Origin of the sequence: Nonomuraea longicatena, from assembly GCF_039525605.1 — a bacterium.
Classification (GTDB): domain Bacteria; phylum Actinomycetota; class Actinomycetes; order Streptosporangiales; family Streptosporangiaceae; genus Nonomuraea; species Nonomuraea longicatena.
In genome coordinates, this window is the sequence record NZ_BAAAHQ010000002.1 from 271,979 (window position 1) to 293,645 (window position 21,667).

Annotated in this window: 24 protein-coding genes, 1 tRNA gene and 1 riboswitch; of the genes, 9 read left to right on the top strand and 16 right to left on the bottom strand. The window is 70.3% G+C overall.

Features of this window, described 5'->3' with window-relative positions:
• Positions 1-2 precede the first annotated feature (2 nt).
• The 7 genes from ABD120_RS05035 to ABD120_RS05065 form a co-directional block, all read right to left on the bottom strand.
• Positions 3-821: a hypothetical protein gene (locus ABD120_RS05035; protein ID WP_343948495.1), complete on the bottom strand. Its 819-nt coding sequence runs from the start codon at positions 819-821 to the stop codon at positions 3-5.
• A 203-nt stretch (positions 822-1,024) separates the two neighbouring features.
• Positions 1,025-1,160, bottom strand: a riboswitch (cyclic di-AMP (ydaO/yuaA leader).
• Positions 1,161-1,325: 165 nt separating this feature from the next.
• Entirely contained in the window at positions 1,326-1,523 is a 198-nt protein-coding gene (locus ABD120_RS05040) for a DUF5302 domain-containing protein (RefSeq protein WP_343948496.1), read from the bottom strand.
• 73 nt (positions 1,524-1,596) lie between these two features.
• Positions 1,597-2,457 carry an aldo/keto reductase gene (locus ABD120_RS05045; RefSeq protein WP_343948497.1) on the bottom strand — a complete coding sequence of 287 codons (861 nt, stop codon included), beginning with the start codon at positions 2,455-2,457 and terminating at the stop codon, positions 1,597-1,599.
• A complete protein-coding gene (locus tag ABD120_RS05050) occupies positions 2,454-3,224 on the bottom strand; it encodes a class I SAM-dependent methyltransferase family protein (RefSeq protein ID WP_343948498.1) in 771 nt (256 codons plus the stop codon). Before ABD120_RS05050 ends, ABD120_RS05045 begins: the two co-directional genes overlap by 4 nt.
• Positions 3,221-3,913, bottom strand: a complete 693-nt coding sequence (locus ABD120_RS05055; protein ID WP_343948499.1) for a lysophospholipid acyltransferase family protein — start codon at positions 3,911-3,913, stop codon at positions 3,221-3,223. The genes ABD120_RS05050 and ABD120_RS05055 overlap by 4 nt, the downstream gene beginning before the upstream one ends.
• A 43-nt stretch (positions 3,914-3,956) precedes the next feature.
• Entirely contained in the window at positions 3,957-4,763 is an 807-nt protein-coding gene (locus tag ABD120_RS05060; protein WP_343948500.1) for a phosphatidate cytidylyltransferase, read from the bottom strand.
• A complete protein-coding gene (locus tag ABD120_RS05065; RefSeq protein WP_343948501.1) occupies positions 4,760-5,332 on the bottom strand; it encodes a CDP-alcohol phosphatidyltransferase family protein in 573 nt (190 codons plus the stop codon). The genes ABD120_RS05060 and ABD120_RS05065 overlap by 4 nt, the downstream gene beginning before the upstream one ends.
• Positions 5,333-5,476: 144 nt before the next feature.
• Here ABD120_RS05065 and ABD120_RS05070 point away from each other — a divergent pair, with 144 nt between their 5' ends.
• Positions 5,477-6,457, top strand: coding sequence for a rod shape-determining protein (locus ABD120_RS05070; protein WP_343948502.1), 981 nt, complete (start codon positions 5,477-5,479; stop codon positions 6,455-6,457).
• Positions 6,458-6,500: 43 nt separating this feature from the next.
• Here ABD120_RS05070 and ABD120_RS05075 read toward each other — a convergent pair whose 3' ends face one another.
• The 7 genes from ABD120_RS05075 to ABD120_RS05105 all read right to left on the bottom strand — a co-directional run bounded on the left by ABD120_RS05075 (position 6,501) and on the right by ABD120_RS05105 (position 13,290).
• Entirely contained in the window at positions 6,501-7,394 is an 894-nt protein-coding gene (locus ABD120_RS05075) for a 2'-5' RNA ligase family protein (RefSeq protein ID WP_343948503.1), read from the bottom strand.
• A gap of 187 nt (positions 7,395-7,581) precedes the next feature.
• On the bottom strand, positions 7,582-8,643 hold the full coding sequence (locus ABD120_RS05080; protein ID WP_343948504.1) for a hypothetical protein: 1,062 nt from the start codon (positions 8,641-8,643) through the stop codon (positions 7,582-7,584).
• A 257-nt stretch (positions 8,644-8,900) separates the two neighbouring features.
• Positions 8,901-10,412, bottom strand: coding sequence for a glycosyl hydrolase family 18 protein (locus ABD120_RS05085; RefSeq protein ID WP_343948505.1), 1,512 nt, complete (start codon positions 10,410-10,412; stop codon positions 8,901-8,903).
• Between the two features lie 161 nt (positions 10,413-10,573).
• Positions 10,574-11,167, bottom strand: coding sequence for a hypothetical protein (locus tag ABD120_RS05090; protein ID WP_425563923.1), 594 nt, complete (start codon positions 11,165-11,167; stop codon positions 10,574-10,576).
• A complete protein-coding gene (locus tag ABD120_RS05095; protein ID WP_343948506.1) occupies positions 11,164-12,537 on the bottom strand; it encodes a selenium-binding protein SBP56-related protein in 1,374 nt (457 codons plus the stop codon). The genes ABD120_RS05090 and ABD120_RS05095 overlap by 4 nt, the downstream gene beginning before the upstream one ends.
• Positions 12,538-12,838: 301 nt before the next feature.
• Positions 12,839-13,114: a DUF5615 family PIN-like protein gene (locus ABD120_RS05100; protein ID WP_343948507.1), complete on the bottom strand. Its 276-nt coding sequence runs from the start codon at positions 13,112-13,114 to the stop codon at positions 12,839-12,841.
• Positions 13,111-13,290 carry a DUF433 domain-containing protein gene (locus ABD120_RS05105; RefSeq protein ID WP_343948508.1) on the bottom strand — a complete coding sequence of 60 codons (180 nt, stop codon included), beginning with the start codon at positions 13,288-13,290 and terminating at the stop codon, positions 13,111-13,113. The genes ABD120_RS05100 and ABD120_RS05105 overlap by 4 nt, the downstream gene beginning before the upstream one ends.
• 421 nt (positions 13,291-13,711) lie before the next feature.
• Here ABD120_RS05105 and ABD120_RS05110 point away from each other — a divergent pair, with 421 nt between their 5' ends.
• The 4 genes from ABD120_RS05110 to ABD120_RS05125 are packed head-to-tail and all read left to right on the top strand — an operon-like array spanning position 13,712 to position 17,823.
• On the top strand, positions 13,712-14,449 hold the full coding sequence (locus ABD120_RS05110) for an ABC transporter ATP-binding protein (RefSeq protein ID WP_343948509.1): 738 nt from the start codon (positions 13,712-13,714) through the stop codon (positions 14,447-14,449).
• The gene (locus ABD120_RS05115; RefSeq protein ID WP_343948510.1) at positions 14,446-15,252 is read left to right on the top strand and encodes an ABC transporter permease; all 807 of its coding nucleotides are present in this window, start codon (positions 14,446-14,448) and stop codon (positions 15,250-15,252) included. The genes ABD120_RS05110 and ABD120_RS05115 overlap by 4 nt, the downstream gene beginning before the upstream one ends.
• Positions 15,253-15,282: 30 nt before the next feature.
• The gene (locus tag ABD120_RS05120) at positions 15,283-16,410 is read left to right on the top strand and encodes a substrate-binding domain-containing protein (protein ID WP_343948511.1); all 1,128 of its coding nucleotides are present in this window, start codon (positions 15,283-15,285) and stop codon (positions 16,408-16,410) included.
• Positions 16,411-16,422: 12 nt separating this feature from the next.
• Positions 16,423-17,823: an amidohydrolase family protein gene (locus tag ABD120_RS05125; RefSeq protein WP_343948512.1), complete on the top strand. Its 1,401-nt coding sequence runs from the start codon at positions 16,423-16,425 to the stop codon at positions 17,821-17,823.
• 448 nt (positions 17,824-18,271) lie between these two features.
• On the opposite strand, the gene ABD120_RS05130 is transcribed toward ABD120_RS05125, so the two are convergent.
• A protein-coding gene (locus tag ABD120_RS05130) for an IS3 family transposase (protein ID WP_343948513.1) occupies positions 18,272-19,515 on the bottom strand; the annotation gives its coding sequence in 2 pieces (ribosomal slippage) (positions 18,272-19,233 and positions 19,233-19,515; 1,245 coding nt in all).
• 164 nt (positions 19,516-19,679) lie between these two features.
• On the opposite strand from ABD120_RS05130, the gene ABD120_RS05135 reads away from it, so the two are divergent.
• From ABD120_RS05135 to ABD120_RS05150, 4 genes are all read left to right on the top strand, one after another.
• Positions 19,680-20,045, top strand: coding sequence for a hypothetical protein (locus tag ABD120_RS05135; protein WP_343948514.1), 366 nt, complete (start codon positions 19,680-19,682; stop codon positions 20,043-20,045).
• Positions 20,042-20,296, top strand: a complete 255-nt coding sequence (locus tag ABD120_RS05140; protein ID WP_343948515.1) for a hypothetical protein — start codon at positions 20,042-20,044, stop codon at positions 20,294-20,296. Before ABD120_RS05135 ends, ABD120_RS05140 begins: the two co-directional genes overlap by 4 nt.
• Positions 20,293-20,583 carry a hypothetical protein gene (locus ABD120_RS05145; protein WP_343948516.1) on the top strand — a complete coding sequence of 97 codons (291 nt, stop codon included), beginning with the start codon at positions 20,293-20,295 and terminating at the stop codon, positions 20,581-20,583. Before ABD120_RS05140 ends, ABD120_RS05145 begins: the two co-directional genes overlap by 4 nt.
• 405 nt (positions 20,584-20,988) lie before the next feature.
• On the top strand, positions 20,989-21,357 hold the full coding sequence (locus tag ABD120_RS05150) for a tyrosine-type recombinase/integrase (protein ID WP_343948517.1): 369 nt from the start codon (positions 20,989-20,991) through the stop codon (positions 21,355-21,357).
• Between the two features lie 31 nt (positions 21,358-21,388).
• On the opposite strand, the gene ABD120_RS05155 is transcribed toward ABD120_RS05150, so the two are convergent.
• A tRNA-Lys gene (locus tag ABD120_RS05155) sits at positions 21,389-21,461 on the bottom strand.
• Between the last annotated feature and the right edge of the window lie 206 nt (positions 21,462-21,667).

The window sequence follows — 21,667 nt, forward strand, 5'->3', positions numbered from 1 at the left end:
GGTCAGCGCTGGAAGACCTTGCGCAGGCGGTCGCGGCCGATGAACAGTCCGCCGCCGAGCAGGGCCAGCCCGCCGATGACGGCGAGGGCGGCGACGCCGGTCGGACGGCTCTCGTCAGCGGTGCTGGCCGCCGCGAGCTGCGCGGACGCGTTCTCAGCCGACGCGGCCTTCGGGCTCTTGGCGCCGGGGGTGGAGCTGGGCCGCTCGGCGACCACGGCGGGAGCGTTCTTCTCCGCGGCGTCCTGCGACGGCTTCTCGGCCGGCTTCTCGGCGGCGATCACCGGCGGCTTGGCCGGGTTGTGGTCCTTGCGACCCCAGGCGCCGGTGGCGAAGGCGACCGGGTGGTTCTTCTTGCCGACGCCGGGTCCCCACTTGGTGATGACGTAGTCCACCTTGATGTGACCCTGGCCGCCGACGCCGTCGACGGTCAGCGAGCGCGAGTTGAAGGTGCCGCCGGTGAGGTCGGCGAAGGTCTTGGCGTCGAGGTCGAGCATGATGCCCCTGTTGGAGGGGATGCCGGGGCCTCGGTCGCCGACGAAGAAGGGCATCTTCTTGCCCTTGTAGACGACGTAGCCCTCGGTGAGCAGCGGCCAGCTCGGGCTGGCGGCCAGACCCTTCTGCATGGGCTTGCCGCTGGCGGGCATGCCGGTGTCGCCGTTGCGGCCGGAGCCGTCGTCCCAGTAGTAGGAGGCGGTGGTGGAGCCGTGCAGGAGGGTCTGCTTGTCGGTGAAGTGGTCGTCGGCCGACGCGGGCGCCCCGGCGCCGACGGTGACGGCACCGGCAAGGGCGGCGGTGGAGACGAACATGGCAAAGCTACGCATGCCGAAGCGGCGAGACATAAAGCAAAGTCCTTCGTACGGGGTCAGGGATGGCGCTCGTCATCGGCGCGTAGCCGGGCAAAAGGCCGAACGGTCGCTACGCGGGAGCGCTAGGGGGGGTGGTGATCCTTGAGGAAGGGGCCGCTCAGTAGGCGGCGGGTGAAGCTACGCGGGTGAGGGGTACGTCGCGGCAGTGCATGAGATAGCTGTCCTCTCCATCTCGCCTACCGGGTTAGCTGACGGGTTCGGGCGTGGAGGTGCCCTACCGACGGTTCGTCGGATTCACCCCAAGGAACGTGGTTCCCCGGTTCCCGCCGGAGCGGGATTCGGCGCCAGCCGGTCGGCCTTCTTGGTGAAGGGCCAGGTCACCAGCTGGTAACGCTATGGACTGTATGCCTCAAACCCGACAAATGCAAAGCAAACGCCATGAAACGGGCGAAGATCTACCTAATAAGGTCAAGAGAAAGGGGGGTACGGTAAGCCGTACCCCCCGGAAATATCGCGGTTTCAGCCGCTCTTGCGTCGGAACGATCGCTTGTTGGCAGCGGGGCCATGTGCGCCGTGGATCTTCGAGTGATCCGAGCCCCTGCCACCCGCGCCCGCGTCGGCATTCTGGTTCCGCTTACGGTCCAGTGCCTCCCGGAACTTGCGCTTCATCTCGTCCTCGGGAGTTTCGCTGACTTCGGGCTCCGGTGATTCCGCCATGAGGACCTCCTGGTGTTTGGGACGCCCCCAGCTTCGCATGTGTGCTCGCGCGACGCGAAACCGGACGCCCGCCTCAGCCCAGCCTGGCCAGCTCGGACTCCGTCAGGTCGAGGTCGGCCGCCGCCACGCAGTCCAGGATGCTCGACGGACGGCTGGCGCCCGGGATCGGGATCATCACCGGGCTCCTGGCCAGCTCCCAGGCGATGCACACCCGCTGCGGCGACACCCCGCGCTCGGCCGCCACCTCGGCGAAGACCGCGTGCCTGCCGCCCAGCTCGCCCGCCTCCGACATGCCGCCGAGCGGCGACCACGGCAGGAACGCGAGCCCCAGGTCGGCGCAGACGTCCACCTCCGGCTCACTGCTGCGGAAGCGCGGCGAGTACTCGTTCTGCACACTCGCCAGCCGTCCGCCGAGAATCCGCTGTGCCGTCCTGATCTGCTCCGGATCGGCGTTGGAGATTCCGGCCATCCGGATCTTCCCGGCGTCGAGCAGATCGCGCAGCGCCCCGATCGTCTCCTCGTACGGCACCGCCGGGTCGGGCCGATGGTGCTGGTAGAGGCCGATGGCCTCGACGCCCAACGCCTTCAGCGACGCCTCGCAGGCCCGGACCAGGTATTCGGGCCTGCCGTCGACCTCCCAGCCCCCGCCGCCTTCCACGCGGGTGTGACCCCCCTTGGTCGCCACCAGCACCCGGTCGCCGTCACCGCCCCAGGAGGCCAGCGCCTTGGCGACCAGCCGTTCGTTGTGCCCCACGTCGGTATGGCTGGGGGTGTAGGCGTCGGCGGTGTCGATCAGGGTCACCCCGGCGTCGAGCGCCGCGTGGACGGTCCTGATCGACTGGGCCTCGTCAGGCATGTGGCCCCGCACCGACATAGGCATGGCGCCCAGCCCGACGGCGCTCACAGCGGTCGTTCCGATGACTCGAGTCCTCATCCCTTCATCATGGCCGTGGTGACCGTGAACAGGCCGACTCTTTCGCGGCGACTCACCGCGTCGCCGTACCCGGCCGCGAGGGCCCAGGCGTGCAGTTGCTCGGCCTGGCGGCACTTCATCACCCACAACTCGCCGTCGCGGTTGGGCAGCACGTTGGCGATGAACTCCAGTTGCGGGTGCTGCGTCTGCGTGGTGAACACCAGCACGCCGTCGGGGGCGAGCAGGTCGCGCAGCCGTACGAAGGACTCGCGGATCGTGTCGTCGTCCAGGATCAGTTCGTACAGGCCGGACACCACGACGATGTCGGCGGGACGGCCCAGCGGGGCCGGGTCGAAGGCGTCGCCCCGCTCGAAGCGGACGTTGGTGAGACCGCGCGCGGCCGCCCGCCGCCGTCCGAGCTCAAGCCCCGCGGGGGCGAGGTCGCGGCAGACGACCTCGACGTCGGGCTGCTCCCTGGCGACGTCGAGCAGGTAACGTCCGGGCCCGGCCGCGACGTCCAGGATGAGCGCGCGGCCCGCTCTGGCGGAGATCTCTTCCCTGAGTACGTCGCCGAGGAGGTCGCGGCGGGCTCGGATGGCTCGCCAGCCGACGGCGTTCAGGTAGACGCGGTCGATGAGCCTGCCGATGAGCAGGGCGCCGTGGGAGCGGTCGGCGTAGACGTAGTCGAGCATGGTGCCGCTGTCGAAGCCGTGCCGGTAGCCGATGCGGATGCCCCGGCTGAGCCGGCCGACGGTACGCAGCAGGAGCCGCATCAACCACCACTTCATGACATTTCCTCTTTCTGAAGGCTTTGGAGGGATGGGGACCGCCGGACGTCCGCCGTGCCTGGTTCTCTGGTTGCTGAAAGCGCTGAACGGATGTGCACCGCAGTTTCGGGGGTGGGATCGAGGGGCGGGTGGGGAGCCGTCAGCAGGGTGTGGGCGGCTCGCAGGTCTTGGACGGGGGCGAAGAAGCGGACGCGCACGCGGGCGCGGCGCAGCCGGCCGTGGACGGGCAGCACCTGGCCGGTCCCACGGAGGAGCACCGGGACGATCGGCACGTCCGCCGCCTCCGCCAGCCGGGCGGCGCCGGTGCGGAACTCGGCGACCCGGCCGTCGCGCGAACGGGTGCCCTCCGGGTAGACGACCAGGACCCGGCCCTGCTCCAGCAGCCTGACGGCGGCCGCCAGGTCGGCCGAGCCGCCGCCGCCTCGCCGTACCGGGAAGCCTGAGACCAGGGTGCGGCAGACGAACGAGCGCAGCGGACCGGCGAACCAGTAGTCCGCGGCTGCGGCCACGCGCGGCCGCAGCCGGGCGGGCAACGCGGCGAGAAGCGCGGCCGTGTCGGCGTGCGAGCTGTGATTGGCCACCAGCACACACGGACCCTCCGGAACCGGACCCTCGACCTCCAGACCGCCACTGCACGCGAACGCCGCGCGCCACAACGCCCGCCTGGCGATCGCGCCGACCCACCTCACCGATGTCCCCCCGTTCCGGTCGGACGCCCGCGCGTGGCCGGGTTCATGCGAACACCGCCATGACGGCCAGGGCCACGAGCAGCGAGTCCAGGCGGTCGAGGAGCCCGCCGAAGCCCGGCAGCCAGGTTCCGGCGTCCTTGACGCCCGCGCCGCGCTTGAACATCGACTCCAGCAGGTCGCCCAGCGGCGCCCCGACCGCGACGGCCAGCGCCGTGGCGGGGGTGAGGGCACCCAGAGCCCCCAGTACGGCGAGGCCGCCGACCGCGCCGCCCACGACGCCGCCCCAGGTCTTGGCGGGCGACAGCGGCGACAACGCCGGCCCTTTGATCAGCTTGCCGCCGCACCAGGCGGACACGTCGGCCAGCGCGACCGCCAGACAGACCGCGAAGGCCGTCGGCGGTGCCAGCACGACCAGCATGCTCAGCGGCGCCAGCCACAGCAGGCCGAACACCGCGTACGCGGCCCGCTTCCCCCCGTCGGCTGCGTCCCCGCGCACCACGGGAACGAGCACCAGCACGAGCAGCACCAGGGCCGCTCCTTCGGCGAGCACGGGCACGCCTCGATGGAAAGCCAGGGTGAGCGGGAGGGCGGCGACCGCCACGGCCAGGACGCCGGTCTCCGGGCGGCGCAGCCGTGCCAGGCGGCCGTACTCGGCCGCGCAGACCACGCCCAGCCCGGCGGCGAGCAGCGCGGCGCCGTACGGCCCCGCCAGCAGCGCCAGCGTGACCACGGGAGCGGCCACCGCCCACGTCAGCCAGCGCAGCACCAGTTCCCGCCGCCGCGACGCCCACACCGCCAGCCCACTGGCTCCCAGAGCGCCCGCCAGGTAGGGGACCGCCTCGACGATCATGAGACCTCCCGGCGGACGACGGCCAGCCGTACCAGCGCCGTGATCACCGACCCCGCCGCGAGCACCACGAGCCAGAGCGCCCAGCCGGTGAGGGCGAGGAGAACGACCAGCACGCAGCGCTCGGTCTTGCCGAACGGCCCGCTCTGCGGGCGGCGGGCCCCGGCGGCGGCGCCCGCGAGCGCGACCCACGACGGCAGCGTGGCCGCCAGCGCCGCCCCGGCCACCAGCGCGGCGTCGGCGACGGCGAGGCATCCGGCGAGGACGGCGAGTTCGGCCAGCCGGTCCCCCACCTCGTTGGTCACCGAGCCGAAGCGGGTGGCGCGGCCGCTCTCGCGGGCCACGCCGCCGTCGAGGTTCGCGCAGGCCAGCCGGGCGGCCAGCAGCACCGCGACGGCGAGGGCGGCGACCACCCCGGTCCGTACGGTGGCCAGCACCGCGCCCGCCGAGGCGGCGAACGCGACCCCGGCGGCCGTGATGACCGACGGGGGGACGTCATGGGCGACGAGCCGGGCCCGGATGCCGCCGAGGCGGGCGGCGTACCAGGGCTTGAGGACGTACAAGCCGTTCATGGGGCCAAGCGTGCCGCCCACCACAGTGCCGACACATGGGGTGAATGACGCAATCGCCCCTAGGTACCACTACTCACGTCAAGACCAGCCGAACTCTTGAGATTGTGGTGAAACTTCGCAGGAAAGGACATTTCCATGAACCCCATGCGCATTCTTGGTCATGATCTGGCACTGGACCTCGGCGCGGCGAGCACCCAGATCTACGTGAGAAAGCGCGGAATCGTCCTCAACGAACCCTCTCTCGTGCTGCGCGACGAATCCACCGGCGAGGTCGTCGGATTCGGCGCGGAGGAACCCCGCACGGCCGACTCGGTGGCGGTGTGCCCCGTCAGTCGCGGCGTCCCCACCGACCACGAACTCACCCGGCGGCTCATCCGCCACTTCCTGCGCAAGGTGCACGGGCACTCCTTCTCCCGCCCCCGGATGGTCATCGCGCTGCCCGCCGACAGCACCGGCCTTGCCCGCGACGTCCTGCGCGACATGGCCTTCGAGGCGGAGGCCAGGCAGGTCTACCTCGTGCAACACGGCCTGGCCGCCGCCCTGGGCGCCGGGGTGCAGCTCGGCGACCCGACCGCACACATGATCGTCGATCTCGGCTGCGACACGACCCGGATCGCCGTCGTGTCCCGAGGCTCCGTCGTCCGGGCCGTGACCGTCCACGCGGGCGGCAGGGACGTCAACCGCGCGCTGATCGCACAGGTCAGGCACGAGCACCACCAGGTCATCGGGGAACACGACGCCGAACAGGCCAAACAGCGCGTCGGCACGGCTTGGAAGCCGTCGCGGGCGCGGGCGACCGTACGGGGGACCGATCCGGAGACCAAAGGAGAGAGCGTCCTCCTGGTGACGGCCGAGGAGGTCTACCGCGCCACGCGTGCCCTCGTGAACACCGTCGTACGGGCCGCGACGCGGCTCATCGAGGAGTGCTCGCCCGAGACCGCCGAGGACGTGACCGACCACGGCGCGACCCTCACCGGCGGCGGCGCGCTCATGCACGGGCTGCCCGACCGGCTGCACGCCGAACTCGGCATCCCGGTCCAGCGCGCGGAGCGCCCGGTCGAGGCGGTCGCCCTGGGGCTCGGCCGATGTGTGGACGACTTCAGCCTGATCCGCAAGGACCGCTGACCTCCCGGATCACCCGAAGCGGTCGGCTTCTGCCTGACCCGGGTCACCAGCGGTCGAGGAGGCGGAACCGTTCGGCGACCACCGGCGTGTCGTCGTCGATCAGCGGACGCTCCCCCAGCGCCGCCACCATGCCGGGGCTAGTCCAGAACGCCACGTGCGCCGCCCGCCACTCGGCCGTGTCGGCGAAGCCCTCGCCCTCGTCGCGGGCGAAGCGGTCATCGACGTCGCGCAGCGGGACCACCCGCACCTCGGAGGTCTCCAGCAACGCGATCCGCCGACCGGCCGAGTCGACCAGCACGCTCCACTCCCCCGCCGACGGCAGCGGCTCGCCCTCCTTCTCGTACTCCAGCAGGAGGCTGCTCGTCGCCGTCTTCTCCCCGCTCAGAATCGCGGCCACCAGCCGGTCGCGCAGCTCGCCCGGGAAACCGAACTCGGCCTCCGGGGGCCTGCCCAGCGGGAAGTACGCAGTGTCGCGCCAGCTCCGCCCGTCGAAGGCCGACAGCGTCACCCCGCCCACCCGCCAGGTCACCGGCAGCCCTGTCAGGCCGTCCTCGACCTCGTCGAGCGCCGACGTGGCGACCGTCAGGTGGGGGACGTCGCCCGGATGGGCGTTCCGGTACGGCGGAGCCTCCGGCCACCGCGCCGCCACGGCGTCGGTGAGCTCCCGGAGCGGCCCGTCCGGCTCCGGCGCCAGGTAGAGCAGCCCGGGGAGGCGGGCGGTGCGCTCGAAGCGGAGGTCGAACGGCTCGTGCTCGGCGAACAACCGCCGCAGCTCGTCCACGTCGACACGGTCGGGCGGCAGGAACGGGTAGAGGACGGTGACGTGCGGCGGCACACCGTAGGCGGCCGAAGGGTCATGGGCGGCCCGCCACCGCCCGACGACCGGCTCCGCCGCCGGAATCCGCACGGTCAGCGCCGTGTCGCCTGTTCGGTACATACGTGGCAGTCTCCCATCGGCTGTTCGGTGAATGCGCGGCAGTTTCCATCGAGCCGCCTGGTGGACACCGGTAGGTCCCGCCCGAGCGCCGATACGCCGCTCGCCGCCCGGATCCTCGTCACCACCGGCAGCCGGCACGCCCTCTCTCATGCGGCCGGGCCGACTCGCCGTACGGTCATGAGAGCGATCAGGCGGGTGTGAGGGTGAAGGGGACGCTCGCCCGGGTGACGCCGTTGACGACGACCTCCAGGACGCGCGGGCCGGGCGGCTCCGAGCGGGTGGTGACCGGCCGGAAGGAATGGGCCTTGGACAGGGTGAAGGACTGGCCGCCGGACTCGGCGGTGCGCTCGCCCAGGTGGAAGACGCGGCGGGAGCCGTCACGCCGTACCGCGTAGCGCAGCACCAGCGGCCCCGGCGCGTCGGCGGCCAGTGTGACGGTGAAACGCAGCGACTCCCCCACCGCCACGGACGGCGAGGCCAGGTCGAGCGCCCGCACCGACCCCGCGCCGGGAGTGGCGCCCACGAGCACCAGCGCCTGCGGGTCACCCGCCCGCAGCAGGCCCCTGACCGCGTGGCGCAGCACCTGCTCCACGTGCGACCCGCCCTGCTCGCGCCAGGCCGCCAGCAGCGCGACGGCCTGGCCTGGATGGTCTTTGGCCAGGTCGTTGACGTGGTTGGCGACCGAGCGGCGGACATAGGCGCTGGGGTCGTCGTGGAGCAGGGAGAGGATCGGCACCGTGGGCCCGAAGGACATGAGCCAGGGCACCCGGGCCGCCCACGGCAGGCGGGGGCGGCTGCCTTCGGAGGCCAGCCGCCGCAGGTGCTCGTCCGGCGACAGGGCCCAGTCGTACATGATCGCCAGCGCGTCGGGGCCGTGGCGGTCGAGGAAGGGCCGGACGGCGAACTCGCCGGTGGCGTGCGGAGTGAGGACGGCGAGCGCGGCCATGGACTCCCGCAGGTGGTCGAGCCCGTGGACGGCGATGTAGTCGGTGGCGGGCCACCCGCTCCACAGGTCGAGCTTCACCGCGCGCGCCGCCTCGGTGAGCGCGGCGGCCGTCTCCAGGAACGGCGCCCCGGCCAGCGCCGAGGCGACGTGTCTCACCCGCTCCTTGAGCTTCAGGCCGGGCAGCGGCCCGGCGGCGCGGCGGACGAAGGCGTCGGCGTCGAAGCCCGGCCACACCTGGGCGAGCCCGTGGGCGAGGGCCTGGACGGAGCCGGCGTTGACGAGTTCCTTGAGCGGTTGGGCCACCCCTGAAGAGTGCCAGCCGCCACCGACAGGAATCGCCATGAGGGGCGCCGGATGTGTTCGGCCGTCTGGATTCGTCGATTCACCGCGCCGTACTGCGGGGCCGGCCGGGCAGGTGGGCGCCGACGGCGCCGTACGGGCGGGCCGGCCGTGGGCGCTCCCGCCGACCCGGTGATGCCGGACGGCGGGAGCGTACGGGAGACGCCGGCGGGGCACGCGCCGCCTACGGCTGGTCGCGGTCGGCGGGCGGCCCCTTGATCTCAGCGCCCCTGAAGGGCCTTGACGTTGTCGCCGAACGTCCAGTTGCGCGACCCGTCCCAGTTGAAGGACCAGGTCATGAGGCCCTTCAACTGGCCGTTGAAGCTGTTCCACGCCTGGGCGACCAGCGGCGGCGGCATGTATCCGCCGCCCGCGCCCTGCTGGGCGGGCAGGCCGGGCGCCTGCTTGTCGTACGGAACCCGGATGGTGGTGCCCTGGATGACCAGGCCGGTGTTGAGGCAGGTGGTCTGGGCGACGAAGCCCTGCACGGTGCCCGCCTGGTAGGAGTCGCCGGAGCAGCCGTACATGCTGCCGTTGTAGTACTGCATGTTCAGCCACCACAGGCGGCCGTTGTCGAGGTACTTCTTGATGATGGGCAGGTAGGAACCCCAGATCGAGCCGTAGACCACGCTGCCGCCGGTGACGTAGGCGGTCTCCGGCGCCATCGTGAGCCCGAACCCGGCCGGCATCTGGGCGAGGACACCGTCGATGATGCGGATGAGGTTGGCCTGCGAGGTCGAGAGCTGGTTGATGTTGCCGCTGCCGGTGAGACCGGTCTCGATGTCGATGTCGATGCCGTCGAAGTTGTAGCGCTTGAGGATCGGCACCACGGTCGCGACGAACCGGTCGGCGACGGCGGCGGAGCTGAGGTCGATGCCCGCCGCCGCACCGCCGATGGACATGAGGATGGTGGCCCCCATCCCCTTGGCCTCGCACATCTCGGCCGGGGTGGAGACCTTCACGGTGTTGTCCATGCCGTCCTCCCACAGCACGGTGCCGTCGGAGCGGATCACCGGGAACGCGGCGTTGATCACGTTGTAGCCGTGGTCGCGCAGGCGCCGGTCGTTGATCGGGGTCCAGCCGAACGGCGGGTGCACGCCGTTGACGGAGCCGTCCCAGTTCTCCCAGTAGCCCTGGAGGATCTTCCCGGCCGGCTTGCCCTTCAGCGGGCAGGTGACGTCCGTCGGAGGCGTGGGGCTGACGGTCGGGCTGACCGTCACGGTGGGCGTCGGGATCGGGGACGGCGGGGTTCCGGGGCCGTCGAAGCTGACGTCGTCGGCGTGGTAGGTGCCCTGGCCGTACCAGCCGTGCAGGTAGACCGTCACGCTCGTCTGGCCGGCCGCACTGGTGAAGGGCACGGTGAGCTGCGTGTACGCCGAAGGCGACGACGTCCAGGTGGATCCGCCGCCGGTGACGCCGAGGTGGGCGTAGCCGCGTACCCAGGCGGTCAGCGTGTAGGCGCTGCCCGGCTGGACGGTGACGGTCTGGGAGCAGCGGGCGATGTCGGAGCCGCTCGCGGCGCCCGCGAGGGCCTGCCCGCCCGAGCGGACCGGGGTGGCGACGACGGAGCCGAGGTTGCCCGTGCAGGTCCACGGGGACAGGGTGCCGGACTCGAAGCCGGGGTTGGCGAGCAGGTTGGCGGCGCTGGCCGAGGTCTGGGTGACGATCACACCCAGGGCCGCGAGGAGGACGGACAGGAACGCTAACAGGAGCGGGCGCGGTGTTCGCGTCATGAGGACAACCCTTCTGGGGCGCGACATTTGGGGGGTGCGCGTGTCCTCATTATTGTTAAGAAACCTATCAATTGTCTACGGCGCCGCAGGTCGAGGCGTGGTTGGCGTGAACACCGTCCCTGTGGCACCGCGCCGGTCACGGCGGAGCCAGGGTCAGGCCGTCACAGGTGGGTGGCCAGGGTGAACACCCCCGCTCCCACGAGTGCGAAGGCCCAGATCCGGTCCATGTTCACCCACGCCCAGCGCAGCACCTTCAGCCCGACGAACTCGTACACGACCAGCGCCACCACCGCCGAGGCGACCAGCATCGCCAGCGTGTGCAGCAGCGTCACCATGAGACCCGGCGAGCCGTGCTGGTGCCCGCCGTCCTGCGGCACCAGCGCCGGCAGCACCATCAGCCCGGCGCCGTGCGCCGACGACATCAGGAACGACCACGCGGCCAGTTGCGGCAGCGACACCCGCATCCCCACCCAGCGGAAGTGCCGCCGCGACAGCAGTCGCCACAACCCGAACCCGACCAGCAGCACCCCGCAGCCGATCGCGAACGCCGTACCGCCGACCAGCGACCCGGTCGCCTCCGCGGCCAGCGCCACCAGGCCCACCGAGGCCAGGTGGCCCAGCGCGATCACCGGCAGCGACTGCAGCACCAGGTCGCGGTTGCGCTCCTGGAGTCCCCGGGCGACCGCGAAGAGCCAGCCCATCGCCGGATTCAGCCCGTGGAAGGCGCCCAGGAGCAGGATGGCGGCCAGGCTCACGGGTAGCAGTAGGAGTCGGACGAGGCGTCGCCGCCCTGGAGCCTGATCTGGTGCGGACGCAGCCCTCTGAAGTCGTCGCCGTGCGGGAAGAAGGCGGTGTCGAAGGTGAAGCCCGCCGTGTCGATCTTCGCCGCCCAGGCGCCCACGCCGTCCGGGTAGAACTGGTCGTCCCAGGAGCCGTAGAGGGAGTTCGTGAGGTAGACGCGGCTGCCGTCGCGGCTGACCTCGACCATCTGCGGGCCGCCCGACAGCGGCAGACCCGGCCGCGCCGGGTGCTCGCCCCGGCCGACGATGCCGCCGATGCGCAGCGAGCCGGTCTCCACCGGCTTGAACGGGTCGGAGACGTCGAACTGCTTGATCTCGCCGGTGCCCCAGGCCGAGACGTACAACTGCTGGTCGTCCACGGACAGCGCGATGTCGGTGACCAGCGGCGGGACCGCGCCGAACGGCTTCAGCACGTCGGGCAGCGCCTCCGGCGGGGCGGGCTCGGCCGGGATGTCGATCACCTTGCGCACCGCCCAGCGGCCGCCCTCCTCATGCCAGAGCCAGACCGAGGCCGACAGGTCCTCCACGCTGGTGACGACGCCGACGAAGCCGTACTTGCGGGTCGGGTCGTGGGCCGGGCGCAGTTCCAGGGGCATCTGGTACTGGTCGCCGAGATCGACCTCCTGGAGGTGCCTGCGGCGGCGCAGGTCCCAGAAGTGGAGGCGGTGACCGTACTTGCGGCCGAGCAGCAGTTCGCCGACGACGCCGTTCTCGATCATCGACGGGGTGCCCCACTCGGAGGTCACGAGCACGTCGTGGTTGATGTGCCACCAGAAGTCGTAGGCCAGGTACTGCGGGCCCCTGTCCACCTCCCAGCGGCCGAGGACCTCGAAACTCGTGTGGTCGAGGACGGCGATGCCGCCCGGCCCCTCCTCGCCGTACCCGCCGAGCGCGGAGACGTACAGACCCTCCGGTCCGCAGTGCACCGTGTGGGGGCGCGAGTACCCCGCCCGCTTGCCCAGTTCATCGGCCTCGATGACCTTGACCAGCTCGGGACTGACCCGGTCCTTGGTGTCGTAGACGTAGATCCGCGACGAGCGCAGGCCGGGGACGATCAGGTAGCGACGCTCGACGTGGGGGTGCGGCGCATAGGGGCACAGCGCGCTACTGCACGCGTTCCAACCGAAATGATGGAGTTCGTCCCCCGTGTACGGCAGATCCGTCCAGCCGATCACCTCGCCGGTGGCGGTGTCGAGCACGGCGAGGGCATCCGGCCGCTCCCCCGCCCGGTCGAAGGCGGCCACGTAGGCCCGCGTCTCGGCGGGCGCCGACGCGGCGTCCCTGGGTGAGGGATAGAACGTGGGGTCTGGCGTCCAGAGCGTCATACCCTTCAACTGAGCCGATATTTCCTTCAAAGTCAATAGGTAATATCGGAAAACCTCTGGCAACCTCTCCCGAGTACTCCCCAGCCACAGGGGCTCGCACACGTGAGCCGATTCCGCACGGCCCTGACTCCCGGCCACGGCCCCGTGCGGTGCAAGCGCTACCGCAAGTCGGCCGACGCCCCCGAGTTGCGCGACTTCCTCGGCGAAACTGCCGGGGGCCCGCCGCAGCCCTCGGGTCGCGATCCCCCTGAACCGTCCGTGTCCCAGACCTCCCTCCGGGAACGACTCGTACCCGCGCAGGCTATGAAGCCGCAGACCAGAACTTGGGCGGATACTCGATCCGATGCAGACCAGACGCGGCGATCGCGGCCACTTCCCGAGGTCGCTGCATCTGACGTCCGTCATTGGTGAGGACGACGTGGAACCCCTCGGCTGCAGCACGCGGATACAAGGCCTCATCCCGCGTGCCCGACCAACCCGGAAGGTCCAGCAGGTGGACGATGTCGTGGCTCAGCACAAAGCTCGTCAAGACCTGATGCAGAGGGCGGGGCACATTCTCGTCCAGCAGCAGCCTCACGCCGCTCCCTGGGGGCGTTCGTAACTGTCGACGTAATCGGCGAAGTCGGCGGCGTCCAGCGCAGCGCCTGCTGAGACGCTCGGGTAGTACTCCGCTACCCGCTCAGCCGGAACGCCGTCCCGCAGCAGCGCCACAATCTCGTCATACGGCACCCGGGTGCCTTCGATCACCGGCATCCCGCCTCGGATGGCCGGGTCGACCGTGACATGATCCCGTGGACGCAGCAGGTCCGGAGCAGCGATCGCCGCCCGGTTACCCGCATGTCAGCGAAGACGAACAAGACGGTGAATTGGGTCATGACCCATGTTACCCGCAGGAACCGTCTCCGGTATCGGCACGGGACAGCGTCTGGCACGCGTTATCGCCGAGGTGGGGTCGTCTCTGCGGCGAGCAGGCGGGCGACGGCATCGACTGCCTGCAGCAACCGCGCTGAGGGTTGCGAGGTCTATCCCGCGCCGTGCTCTGGTGGCGCTTAGCGCAGTCTCCGGGCTCTCGGCAAGGTGCCGTCGCGGCGACAACATTGTGGCCTTGTGGGTAGCCCGTCGCGCGCGGCATCGTCGTCGTCATGGGATTGGATCATGCGAAGCGCGGGCCGAGTTGAAGGGGACGGGGCCGCTGCTCTCGTTCACCGAGGCGACCCGGCGGTTCGGGTCCGTCCGGGCGCTCGACCCCGTGACGCTGGCGGTCGGGCGGGGCGAGTTCGTGTCGGTCATCGGGCCGTCGGGGTGCGGGAAGTCCACGCTCCTGCGGCTCGCGTCCGGGCTGGACCAGGCGTCCTCCGGTGCGGTCCGGACCGCGACGGACGAGGTGGCCTACGTCTTCCAGGACGCCACCCTGATGCCGTGGCGGACCGTCCGGCGCAATGTGGAACTGCTCGGCGAGTTGTCCGGGGCCGGCCGCGAGGACGTCAGGCGGCGCGCGCAGGCGGCGCTGGAGGCCGTGGGGCTCGCCGACTTCGCCGGGCACCTGCCCAGGCAACTGTCCGGCGGCATGCGGATGCGAGCGAGTCTCGCGCGGGCCCTGGTCATGGAACCCGTGCTGTTCCTGTTCGACGAGCCGTTCGGAGCCCTGGACGAGATCACCAGGACCCGGCTGAACCTGCAGCTCATGGACCTGTTCGTGGAGCGCGGTTTCGGCGCGCTGTTCGTCACCCACTCCGTCGAGGAGTCGGTGTTCCTGTCCGGCCGGGTCGTCGTGATGTCGGCCAGGCCGGGACGGATCACCGCCGAGTTCACCGTCCCGTTCGCCTTCCCGCGCCCGGCGGAGCTGCGCTACACGGCGGAGTTCGCCGACCTGGCGGGAAAGGTGGCAGGCGCGCTGGAGGAGGCGTCGTGAACAGGCTGGTCCGGGCGCTGCCCCCGCTCGGCGTGTTCGCCCTGATCATCGCCGGCTGGTACGCCGTCAGCCACCTGGTGCTGGCCGAGGACCGCAGGTTCCTGCTGCCGCCTCCCGACGAGGTCGTCACCGAAGGGTTCCTCGACGACAGTGTGCGGGCGGACATCCTGACGGCGAGCTGGGAGACGCTGAAGGCGGCGCTCATCGGCCTGGCCGTCGCGTTCGTCCTCGGCTCGCTGCTCGCGGTGCTCATGGCGCGGGCGCGCTGGATCGAGCGCTCGCTCTACCCGTGGGTGGTGTTCCTCCAGACGATCCCGATCCTCGCGATCGTCCCGGTCATCGGCTTCTGGTTCGGCTACGAGCTGACGGCCCGGGTCGTCGTCTGCGTCATCATCTCGATCTTCCCGCTGGTCATCAACCCGCTCCAGGGCCTGCTCGGCACCGACCGTGGCCTGCACGACCTGCTCACCCTCGCGCGGGCCACACCGCTGACCCGGCTGCTGAAACTCCAGATACCGGCCGCGCTGCCGCAGGTGTTCGTCGGGCTCCAGACGGCGGCGGGGCTGTCGATCGTCGGCGCGGTCGTCGGCGACTTCTTCTTCGGCAGAGGCGCCATCGGGCTCGGCCTCCTGCTGTCGCGCTACAGCGGACGGCTTCAGTCGGCCGAGATGCTGGCGACGGTCTTCGCCGCGGCCCTCCTCGGGGTCGCCGTCTTCTGGCTCTTCGGCGCCCTGGGCCGCAGGGTCGTCGGCCGCTGGTCCGAGGCGTGGGGCGCGGGCGACCGGGCGGCCCGTGACTCCTGACCGACTCCCCCGACCACGTAAGGACGAGCCATGTTCAGTCGCGTCACGGCCCTCGCTGTCTCTCTCACCCTTGTCGCCGCGTGCGGGGGCGTGGAGCGTACCGATTCGGCGGCCCGCTCCGGAGTCCTGTCCGGCGTGTGCCCCGCGACCGTCGCCATCCAGACGGACTGGGAGCCGGAGGCCGAGCACGGCGGCCTCTACCGGCTGCTCGGCGCCGACTACACCGCCGACGTCGCGGCCAAGTCGGTCAAGGGGCCGCTCCTGGCCTCCGGGACGGACACCGGAGTGGACGTCGAGATCCGCATCGGCGGCGCCTCCGTCGGCTACCAGACCGCCCCGCCCCTGCTCTACCAGGACAAGAGCCTCCTTCTCGGCTACGGGCGCGTGTCCGAGCACCTGGTGACCCAGAAGGCGACTCCCGTCGTGTCGGTCTTCGCCCAACTGGAGAAGAGCCCGTACGCCGTCTACTGGGATCCGGCCACCTACCCCGCCGCCAGGACGATCGCCGACCTCAAGAAGGACAAGGTCAAGATCCTTTTCGGTGCGGAGGCCACCGTCTGGCAGGAGTACCTCGTCGGCGCCGGCCTCGTCGACAAGTCCCAGGTGGACCAGAGCGACTCCCCCAAGCCGGCGACGTTCGTGGCGGAAGGCGGCAAGGTCGCGGAGACGGGCTTCATCACCGCCGAGCCGTACATGTACGAGGTCGAGACCGAAGCCTGGGGCAAGCCCGTCGTCGGACAGCTCATCCACGACACCGGCTTCCCGGAGTACTTCCAGTCGGTGGTCGTGCGCGAAGAGGACGTCACCAAGGAGAAGGACTGCCTCGCGAAGCTGGTCCCGATCCTCCAGCGGGCCCAGGTCGACTACGTCACCGACCCCGCCGCCACCGACAAACTGATCATCGACCTCGTCGACAGGTACCGGACGAGCTGGACGTACACGCCGGGTCAGGCCGAGGCCGCCGTCAAGGCGCAGGTCGAGCTGGGCCTGGTCGGCAACGGCGACGACGCCACCCTCGGGAACTACGACCTCAAGCGCGTCCAGACTCTCATCGACCTGATCGGCAAGTACGCGCCGGACGCCGACATCGCCGGCATCACCCCCGGCGACCTCGTCACCAACGACTTCATCGACCCCAGCATCGGCCTCGAACGCTGACAGGAGGATTCCGTGCAGAACGCCACCGGACTACCGCGTGAGGAGGTCCTGGTCCGGGCCGCGTGGGTCCTCACGGTCGGGCCCCAGGGCGAGGTCGAGGACGGCGCCGCCCACGTGCGCGACGGCCGCGTCGTCGAGGTGGGACCGTACCGCGAGCTGCGCGCCCGGCTGCCCGGCCTGCCGGTCGAGGGCGACGGGACGGGCCTGCTCATCCCCGGCCTGGTCAACGCGCACACGCACCTGTCGGAGGCGCTCGCCACCGGCATGGGCTCCGAGCTGACGCTGTTCGAGTGGGGCGAGCGGATCGTCGGGCCGCTCGGCTCCGCGCTGACCGCCGAGGACGCCCGCGAGGGCACCCGGCTGCGCGCGATCGAGATGCTGCTGTCCGGCGTGACGACGGTCAACGACATGTTCGTCCACTGCAATCCCGACGACACGGCCAGCGTCGGCGTCGTCGCGGGGCTGGAGGAGGCGGGCCTGCGCGGCGTCGTGTCCTTCGGCGCCGAAGACGCCGCGACTCCCGGAGCGTCGCCCTGGGCGGACGTCGAGCGGGTCATGGCCGAACAGCACGCCCTGGCCAAGGCGTGCGCGGCCGCCGACCTCGTCTCCTTCAGGTACGGCATCGGCACCCTGCTCGGGCAGAGCGACGCCCTGCTGGAGGCGGGCGCCGCCGCCTGCGAGGACCGGGGCTGGGCCGTACACACCCATCTCGCCGAGGTCCGCGAGGAACTCGTGGCCGCCGCCCAGCGCTGGGGCCGCAGGACCGTCCCGCACGCGTTCGCCCTCGGCCTGTTCGACCGGCCGCTCATCGCCGGGCACGGCGTGTGGGTCACCGAGGCCGACATCGAGCTCCTCACCGCCCACGGCGTCGCGATCGCGCACAACCCGGTCGCCAACATGATCCTCGGCTCCGGCGTGTGCCCGGTGCCCCGGCTGCGCTCGGCCGGGATCGCCGTCGGCATCGGCACCGACGGGGCCGCCTCCAACGACGGCCAGGACATGCTCCAGGCCGTCAAGACCACGGCCCTGCTGCAGAAGGTCCACGCCCTCGACCCTTCGGTCATCGACGCCGCGACGGTCCTGCGGATGGCCACCCTGGACGGCGCCCGCGCCCTCGGCCTCGATCACCTGGTCGGTTCCCTGGAGCCCGGCAAACGCGCCGACCTCGTGCTCCTCCAGGACTCCGTGTGCGTGTCGGTCCTGCACGACCCCTGCGGCCAGCTCGTCTACGGCGCGTCGCCGCGCGCCGTCCGCTCGGTCTGGGTGGACGGCCGCCGGGTCGTCGCCGACCACACCTGCACCACGATCGACGAGGCCACCCAGATCGACCGCGGCCGCGCCTTGGCCGCCCGCCTGGCCGTGGCCTCCGGCCTGCACAGCTCGGGCCTCTCCCGGCTACGGCCCGCCCACTGAGCACCCGAGAACGCGAACAGCGCACCCGTGAGAACCACGGATGCGCTGTTCGATCGCGTTGTGCGCCGCCAGGGACTCGAACCCCGGACCCGCTGATATGAGATCAAGGATCCGGAGCAATGTCAGTTGCTCCGGGTTTGTGGCGTTTGAGCAGGTAGACAGGGCTATGGCAGGGTCACACATTGTCCGTTGTTCACGGCCGATCAGGGTCGTTTCTCCCCCTTCGGCTGACGGGGGGTTGACTGCGAACGACTCAAAACCCTAGGTCAGACAGGTGTCCCAAAGCGGGCTCCGCACTCGATCTCGGTTGCTACCGGAGCACTCCGACAGTGTGCTGGCCCAACTTCATCGAGCCCCTTGACGCTGCTTCCTGGCGGGCTCAAGATCAGAGCGACCATGCAACTTGAGCACCATCGAAGTATGAACCGCCCCGGCTTTGATGGAGACCTCAGCGGTTGACTGCTAGGGCTTCGTTGGACTGGTGTTGAGCGTAGTAGATCGCCTCGAACTCGTCGGGCGGGAGGTGTCCGATGGCTGAGTGCAGGCGAGTGGTGTTGAACCAGGCCACCCATTCGGCGGTGGCCAGTTCCACGTCGGCCAGGCTTCGCCACGGGCCGCGGGGCTTGATCAGTTCGGTCTTGTAGAGGCCGATCTGCGATTCCGTCAGGGCGTTGTCGAGCGCGTCGCCGACCGTGCCGATGGAAGCATCGATGCCAGCCGCCAGCAGATGGGCGGTGAACCGGAAAGACGTGTATTGACTGCCCGCGTCCGAGTGATGAATCAGTCCCGGCCTGACCGGATGGCCGGTGCGCTCGCGCCGCCACAGGGCCATGTCCAGGGCGTCCAGCACGAGCGTGGTGTGCTTGGTCAGCGAGGCGGCCCAGCCGACGATCGCCCGGGAGTAGACGTCAACGACGAACGCGACGTAGACGACGCCGCACCAGGCGGCCACATGGGTGAAGTCGGCCACCCAGGCAGCGTTCGGCCCCTCCGTGGTGAAGTCGCGCCGCAGCCGGTCGGCCGCCCGCTCATGCGCAGGGTCGGCCGTCGTGGTGCGGACCTTCTTACCTCGCCGGGCGCCTTGCAGGCCGAGCGTGCGCATGCGTCGCTCGACGGTGCGGCGGGCCACCCGATGCCCTTCTCGTAGGAGCTGCTGCCAGACCTTGCGGGCGCCGTAGACGCCGTAGTTGGCGGCGTGGATGCGCCGGATGTGGGCATCCAGCTCGGCGTCGCGCACCGCACGCGGCGACGGCGGGCGATTCTTTGCGGCGTAGTAAGTGCTGGTGGAGACAGGGTAACCGTGTTCGGTCAGGACACGGCAGATCGGCTCGACACCGAACACGTCGGCGTGCTGGTCGATGAAGGTCACGAGTGCGTGTGTGGCCGGTCGAGCTCGGCCGCGAAGAAAGCCGAGGCGGCCTTCAGGATCTCGTTGGCGCGGCGCAGTTCGGCGTTCTCCCGGCGCAGCCGCTTCAGCTCGGTCGACTCGTCCGTGGTGCGGCCGGGCCGGCTGCCTTCGTCGATCTGCGCCTGGCGGACCCAGGTGCGCAGTGTCTCGGCGGTGCCGATGCCGAGTTTGGTCGCGACCGCGTTGATCGTGGCCCACTCGGTCGGGTAGTTCGGCCGCACCTCGGCGACCATCCGCACCGCTCTCCTGCGCAACTCATCGGGGTAGGGAGACTTGCCTGGCATGGACTCGATCCTCTCAAGAGATCAAGTCTCCACCGAACCCGGGGCGATTTATTAGCAGGTTCGGCGGTCTATGGAGCAGGCGCATTGGCAATCATCAACCAACGCGCGAGCATCTTGGAGCAACAATATGGACCTGAGAACCTGACGGTTTCTACCGTCAGGGCATGACGGGAGCACACACCACACGAACCCCCGACCAGGCGTCGGAGGCAGGGGCCGCTTTGGAGCGGCTTCACCAGCACCTGGTCGCCGAATGGATCAGCCCCAAGCTGATCCAACAGACCACAGGCGAGTCCCAACCGACAGCCGAGACGGCCTTCCAGTCCCCGACGCTGGTGGTCTACAGGGATGCCGGTTGGCGCGTGGCCACGGTCGGAGTCGGGCGGCGCTCCGGCATGTGCATCGTGGATCTGGCCCAGGTCGGCCCGTACAACGAGCCGAAGCCGGATCTGAGGGCGCTCGTGCCTCCCGCGATGCCGCATCGCGTGGTGCGGCTGGTCGCCCACGCGTGCGGGGTGGGGGCGCCATGACCGTCGCTGAGTTGGACGCGTTGTGCGCCTGGCATAACTGGCTGCTCATCATCGGTGTGATCGGGGTCGCCGTCGTGCGCAAGCCGTACACGCAGGACATGTACGGCAAGGGCCTGCTCTACGGATTCGTGGACCACGACCCGCAGACGCTCGCCGACAAGATCTCCGAGCAGTTCGAGATCCAAGCCTCGCTGAGCGCCCGGCCCTGTGACAGACCGGGCGCCATCCGGGGAAGGGGACAGCGCCGGTGAGCGGCGAGCCCACGATCCCCGTCACCTGGATCGGATCGGAGTTCGCGCAGAAGACCCTGCGTGTGGACGGGATCGAGCATGGTTACGCGGGCGGGCAGCGGGTGTTCTCGATCCAGAACCGGCCGCTCGGTACCTTCCTGCACACCTACCTTCCCCGGCCGGACGGCAGGCCGTTCCCGCGTGAGGAGTTCACCGGCCCGGAGAAGGCCAAGGGCCGGGCGGCGGTCATCTTGCAGGGGTTCCTCATCCACCTTCTCGCCCCCGATACGGCGCGGAAGGTCTCCTAGACGGCCCCCGGCTCAGGGCACGGATGCAGCCCTCCGTATCGGCCACAGGCGTCTTGGCTGTGGGCTGCTTCCTTCCCGTCACCCCGTGGCCCTGGGTCGGGGGCGTACGGTTCACGGCCGGTAGAGCCCTCCGGCCGTGGCCCACGTCGGGCCGTCCGCGCCCGACGACAAGGGAGGGCAGACAGATGGAGTTGTACAACCTGGATCTCGGTGACCTGAAGTTCCGCCGCGTGTGCGGCGGTAACAACAACGAGGACGGCGAAGGCGAGTCCTGCGTGGAGATCGCCCCGATACCGGGCGTTCCGAACGCCGTCGCCCGACGACAAGATCGGGCGCACCCCGTGCCGGGACATCGAACTCCCCGCCAGCGTCCGCAAGGAAGTCGAGCCCTTTGAGACCGACGAAGTGACCTCGATCGCTAAAGCCGTCCCCGCCCGTTTCAAGGCCATGGTCATCATGGCCGCAGGCACCGGCATGCGCTGGTCAGAACTAGCCGGACTCACCGTAGACCGCGTGGACTTCCTACGCCGCGTGGTGAAGGTGGACCGCCAGTCAGCCCGCGACCGGAAGGACGGGCTGTTCATCCCGCCCAAAACCAAAGCCAGCAACCGCACCATCCCGCTACCGAGGCTGGTGATCGACGCACTGGCCGTGCATATTGCCGCCTACGGCATCAGCGACCCCGAAGGACTGATCTTCACCTCAGCCCAGGGCAAGCCGCTCAACTACCAGAACTGGAGGCCCCGAAAACACGAAAACGGCCTAGTTTCCTAGACCGTTCGTGCAGGTCAGAGACCATTATCGGTGCGCCGCCAGGGACTCGAACCCGGGACCCGCTGATTAAGAGTCAGCGGGTCTTGGTGTTGCCCTGTCCGCGCGAGTGCCGGGGAGTCCGTGTACGGTCTGGGTTGTCCGCGACTCCGCTGATTTCTGTGCTGCCCAGTCCGCCCCGGTGCTGGTCCGTACTCTGACGTACGAGCACCCACCGAGCGCCCGCCCGAAATACATGTCCGTAAACATGAGGTGCCCAGCAGATTCCGGACAGTCGGCTACATAAGCTGACAGAAGTCTGGAAGAGGTAGGT